4 protein-coding genes are annotated in these 4,841 nt (G+C 66.0%); all 4 read left to right on the forward strand.

Going from position 1 to position 4,841, the window contains the following annotated elements:
* Positions 1-10: 10 nt before the first annotated feature.
* Complete coding sequence (locus tag VFH65_RS31835) at positions 11-1,000, forward strand: acyl-ACP desaturase (protein ID WP_353327488.1); 990 nt, start codon at positions 11-13, stop codon at positions 998-1,000.
* Positions 988-2,154 (forward strand): tRNA dihydrouridine synthase DusB, encoded by a 1,167-nt coding sequence (gene dusB, locus VFH65_RS31840; protein ID WP_353327489.1) that lies wholly within the window; start codon positions 988-990, stop codon positions 2,152-2,154. Before VFH65_RS31835 ends, dusB begins: the two co-directional genes overlap by 13 nt.
* A gap of 167 nt (positions 2,155-2,321) precedes the next feature.
* The gene (locus tag VFH65_RS31845; protein WP_353327484.1) at positions 2,322-4,436 is read left to right on the forward strand and encodes an LCP family protein; all 2,115 of its coding nucleotides are present in this window, start codon (positions 2,322-2,324) and stop codon (positions 4,434-4,436) included.
* A gap of 102 nt (positions 4,437-4,538) precedes the next feature.
* Positions 4,539-4,841: PhoU domain-containing protein (locus VFH65_RS31850; RefSeq protein ID WP_353327486.1), on the forward strand; the 303-nt coding region annotated here is incomplete at its 3' end.

The following is a 4,841-nucleotide window of genomic DNA, read 5'->3' on the forward strand; positions in this document are numbered from 1 at the left end:
GGCGCAAGACCTGACCGACCTGCACCTACTCAAAGAACTTGAGCCGGTGGTGGAGGCGAATCTCAACCGGCATCTGCGGATGCGCAAGGACTGGAACCCGCACGACTACATCCCGTGGTCGGATGGCAAGAACTATTACGCCCTCGGCGGCCAGGATTGGGATCCCGAGCAGTCGAAGCTCTCCGAGGTCGCCCAGGTATCGATGCTGCAGAACCTGCTGACCGAGGACAACCTGCCGTCCTATCACCGCGAGATCGCGATGAACTTCAGCATGGACGGCGCGTGGGGCCAGTGGGTCAACCGCTGGACCGCTGAGGAGAACCGCCACGGCATCGCGCTGCGCGACTACCTCGTCGTCACCCGTGCCATCGACCCCGTCGAACTCGAGCAGCTGCGCGTCGAGCAGGTCACCCGCGGTTTCTCCCCGGGCCAGAATGCGCAGGGCGACCTGTTCGCCGAGAGCCTTTTCGATTCGGTCATCTACGTGACGTTCCAGGAATTGGCCACGCGGGTGTCGCACCGCAACACCGGCAAGGCCTGCCAGGAAACGGTCGCCGACCAACTGCTGCAACGGGTTTCGGCCGACGAGAACCTGCACATGATCTTCTACCGCGACGTCTCCGAGGCGGGCTTCGAAATCGCCCCCAACCAGGCGATGGCGTCGCTGCACCGGGTGCTGCGCAACTTCAAGATGCCCGGGTACACCGTTCCCGAGTTCCGCCGCAAGGCCGTCATCATCGCGGTCGGCGGTGTCTACGATCCGCGCATCCACCTCGACGACGTCGTGATGCCGGTGCTCAAGAAGTGGCGCATCTTCGAACGCGAGGACTTCACCGGCGAAGCCGCCAAGATGCGCGACGATCTCGGACTGCTCGTCGAGGAGCTCACGGAGACCTGCGAGAAGTTCGAAGAAGCCAAGCTGCGCCGCCTCGAGCGCGAACGCAAGGTCGCCGAGAAGAAGGCGGCCAAGAACCTCTTGGTCTCGTCATCAGCGTCCTAACTGACACTGCAGCGCGGCAGCTGCGGATCGGCCCCATCGCGCTGCCGAGCCCCGTCGTGCTCGCCCCGATGGCCGGTGTGACCAACGTCGCATTCCGCACGTTGTGTCGCGAACTGGAGCTGGCGAGGGCGGGCACGGTCAGCGGCCTGTACGTGTGCGAGATGGTGACCGCGCGGGCACTCGCGGAACAGCACCCGGTCACCATGCACATGACGTCCTTCGCGCCTGACGAGTCGCCGAGGTCGCTGCAGCTCTACAGCGTGGACCCGCAGAACACCTATGCCGCGGCGAAAATGATCGCTGACCAGGACCTGGCCGACCACATCGACATGAACTTCGGCTGCCCGGTTCCAAAGGTCACCCGGCGCGGCGGCGGTGCGGCACTGCCGTTCAAGCGCCGGCTATTCGGCCAGATCGTCGCCGCGGCGGTGCGCGCCACCGAGGGCACCAGCATTCCCGTCACGGTCAAATTCCGGATCGGCATCGACGACGACCACCACACCCACCTGGACGCCGGCCGGATCGCCGCTGAGGAGGGCGCCGCTGCCGTCGCGCTGCATGCCCGCACCGCGGCGCAGCGCTACTCCGGAACAGCGGACTGGGAACAGATCGGCCTGCTCAAACAGCACGTCAGCGGCATACCGGTGCTCGGCAACGGCGATATCTTCGACGCCGACGACGCACTGGCCATGATGGCCGCCACCGGCTGCGACGGCGTGGTCATCGGCCGTGGCTGCCTGGGCCGCCCGTGGCTGTTCGCCGAACTCTCGGCAGCCTTTGCGGGCACGACGGCCGCTACGCCGCCCACGCTCGGTGAGGTGGCCACGATCATCCGCAGGCACGGCGAACTGCTCACGGCCCACTTCGGCGAAGACAAAGGCATGCGTGACATCCGCAAGCACATCGCGTGGTACCTGCACGGATTCCCCGCAGGCGCGGAGCTGCGCCGGGCGTTGGCCCTGGTCAAGACGCTGGCAGAGTTGGACTCACTGCTGGGTCAACTCGACGCCGACGTGCCATTTCCTGCCGCCGCGACGGGCCCGCGCGGGCGTCAGGGGTCACCGGCGTCGGTCGCTCTGCCCGAAGGCTGGCTGACCGACCCCGACGATTGCACCGTGCCCGAGGGCGGGGACGTTATGCATTCTGGGGGCTAACCGAGACGATCTCGACATCACGTCTCTCAGGATGTCTCAGTACGATATGAGTCTTGTCGTATCGGCTCCGGTGGCGGAGCCCACCGAGTGCTGCTAGAGACATAGGCACCGCATACGCCCACGCGCACCGACGCGCACTGTTTTGAGAGTCGGAGGCTGGTAGGAACATGAGTGACGGCGATAGCGCCACTCCTGGCCCTCCCTACCCCTCAGGACCGTCCGATCGCGGCGGCGACAACCAATGGCTTACCCGAACGCCGCGCCCGTCACCAGGCGCCGCGCCGTGGGAGCGCAGCGCGGCTGCGCAATCTGAGGACAGCGAAGCGGACAAGCCGACCGGCAACCACACCGACGGTGTCACCGTCGCCGACCTGATCGCCAAGGTCCACGGCGACGCCAGCGTTCCGCAGGAGCTCAAACGCCGCCGCGTCGAGCCTGAACCGGCGCCAGCGCCTCCCGCACCACCGACGGAGGTCATCGAGGCGGTGCGCGAGGACGCCCGCTCCGAACATTTCGAGGCCCCCGAGCCGTTCGAGCCGGCCTACGCCGAGCCCGAGAACCAGGACACCGAAGTCATCCCGATCGTGTCGGAGCCATCCTCCGACATACCGGACCTTGCGCTGGTTCGCCGCCCCGGCCGGGTGCCGCCGTCGCGGATCGGCTCAGGACGCGGTGCGCCACAGTCCGAACCACACCGCGGGCGGCGCAGGTCGATGGTGGCCGGTCGAGCGATCGCCGCCGCGATCGCCGTGCTGGCACTGGCTCTCACCGGCGGCGCATGGCAGTGGCAGTCGACGAAAAACAGCATGCTCAACAGGGTTTCGGCGCTGGATCAGGATTCGCGCGACATCGTCGATCCCAACGCGCAGTTCGGCGACGAGAACTTCCTGATCGTCGGCGTCGACAGCCGAGCAGGTGCGAACCTGGACATGGGCGCAGGCACGCCCGAGGATGCCGGCGGCGCCAGGTCCGACACGGTGATGCTGGTGAACATCCCCGCCAACCGCGAACGCGTAGTGGCCGTGTCATTTCCGCGTGACCTGGCCATCGAGCCGAGGCAGTGCGAGCCGTGGAATCCGGACACCGGTGAATACGGCCCCATCACCGACCCGGAGTCGCCGATGTACGGCTCCGAGGAGGTGTACACGGAAACGAAGCTGAACTCCGCGTACGCGGTCGGCGGACCCAAGTGCCTGGTGAAGGTGATCCAGAAGCTGTCGGGCTTGTCCGTAAACCGGTTCATGGCAGTCGATTTCGCAGGCTTTTCCAAGATGGTCGACGCGCTCGGCGGCGTCGAGGTGTGCAGCACCACGCCGCTGGAGGACTACGAACTCGGGACCGTGCTACCCAACGCCGGCCGCCAGATGGTCGACGGGCACACGGCATTGCAGTATGTGCGCGCCCGCCAGGTCACCACCGAAACCAACGGCGACTACGGCCGCATCAAGCGGCAACAGTTGTTCTTGTCGTCCCTGATGCGCTCGCTGATCTCCAAAGAAGTGTTCTTCTCACTGTCCAAGCTCAACAACGTCGTCAACATGTTCATCAACGACAGCTACGTCGACAACATGGACACCAAGGATCTGGTCACCCTTGGCCAGTCGATTCAGGGCATCGCGGCGGGCCGTATCACTTTCTTGACCGTCCCGACGACCGGCTACATGGACGAATACGGCAACGAGCACTTGCGCGAGGAGGACAACCGCGCAATCTTCGACGCGATCATCAACGACGACCCGCTGCCTGAGGAGAAGAACGCCGACAACACGCCGGTGCCCGGCACGCCGGAGTCGATGGTGAGCGCGACCCCGGACGCCGAGCAGTCCGACCCCAGCTCGACCGCGCCGGCGGAACCGAGCAGTGAGCTCGTAGACGCGGTCACGACGAATCCACAGGACATCACCGTGCAGGTGTCGAATTCGACGGGCGAAGACGGCCTCGGTGCGACCGCGGCCGGCGAACTGCAGAACCACGGCTTCAACGTGACGACGCCCGACGACTACCCGGGGCCGCTGACCTCGACGACGGTGTTCTTCTCGCCGGGCAACGAGCAGGCCGCCGCAACGGTCGCGTCGTCGTTCACGAACCCGACGATCGAGCGGGTAACCGGCAAGGGCGACGTCGTGCAGGTCGTCCTCGGCTCCGACTTCTACTCGGTTGCCCCTCCATCGCCCAGCGGCTCGCCCGTGCAGGTCCACGTCGTTCACGGCACCAGCAGCACCCCGACGCAGCTGCCGGAGGACCTGACAGTGACGAACGCGGCCGACACCACCTGCGAATAGCGGCAAGCGGCGCCGAGGGACAGCGTTTGGGCAGGTGGCATTCACCTTTCGTTCACCATCCACGTCGTGACGATTTGACGGCTTAGGCCGTAGGCTTGCTCCATGCGAACCGCGTACCACGAGCAACTAGATGCCTTGACAAGCCAGCTCGGCGAAATGTGCGGGCTTGCGGGCGTTGCCATGGAGCGCGCGACCCAAGCCCTGCTGCAGGCCGATCTGGTGCTGGCCGAACAGGTCATTACCGACCATGAGCAGATCGCCGCGATGAGCACCAAGGCCGAGGAATCGGCTTTCGTGCTCTTGGCGCTGCAGGCGCCGGTGGCAGGCGACCTGCGGGCCATCGTCGGCTCAATTCAGATTGTCGCCGACGTCGACCGGATGGGAGCCTTGGCGCTGCATGTCGCC

It is taken from the genome of Mycobacterium sp. (genome assembly GCF_035697385.1).
Lineage (GTDB): Bacteria > Actinomycetota > Actinomycetes > Mycobacteriales > Mycobacteriaceae > Mycobacterium.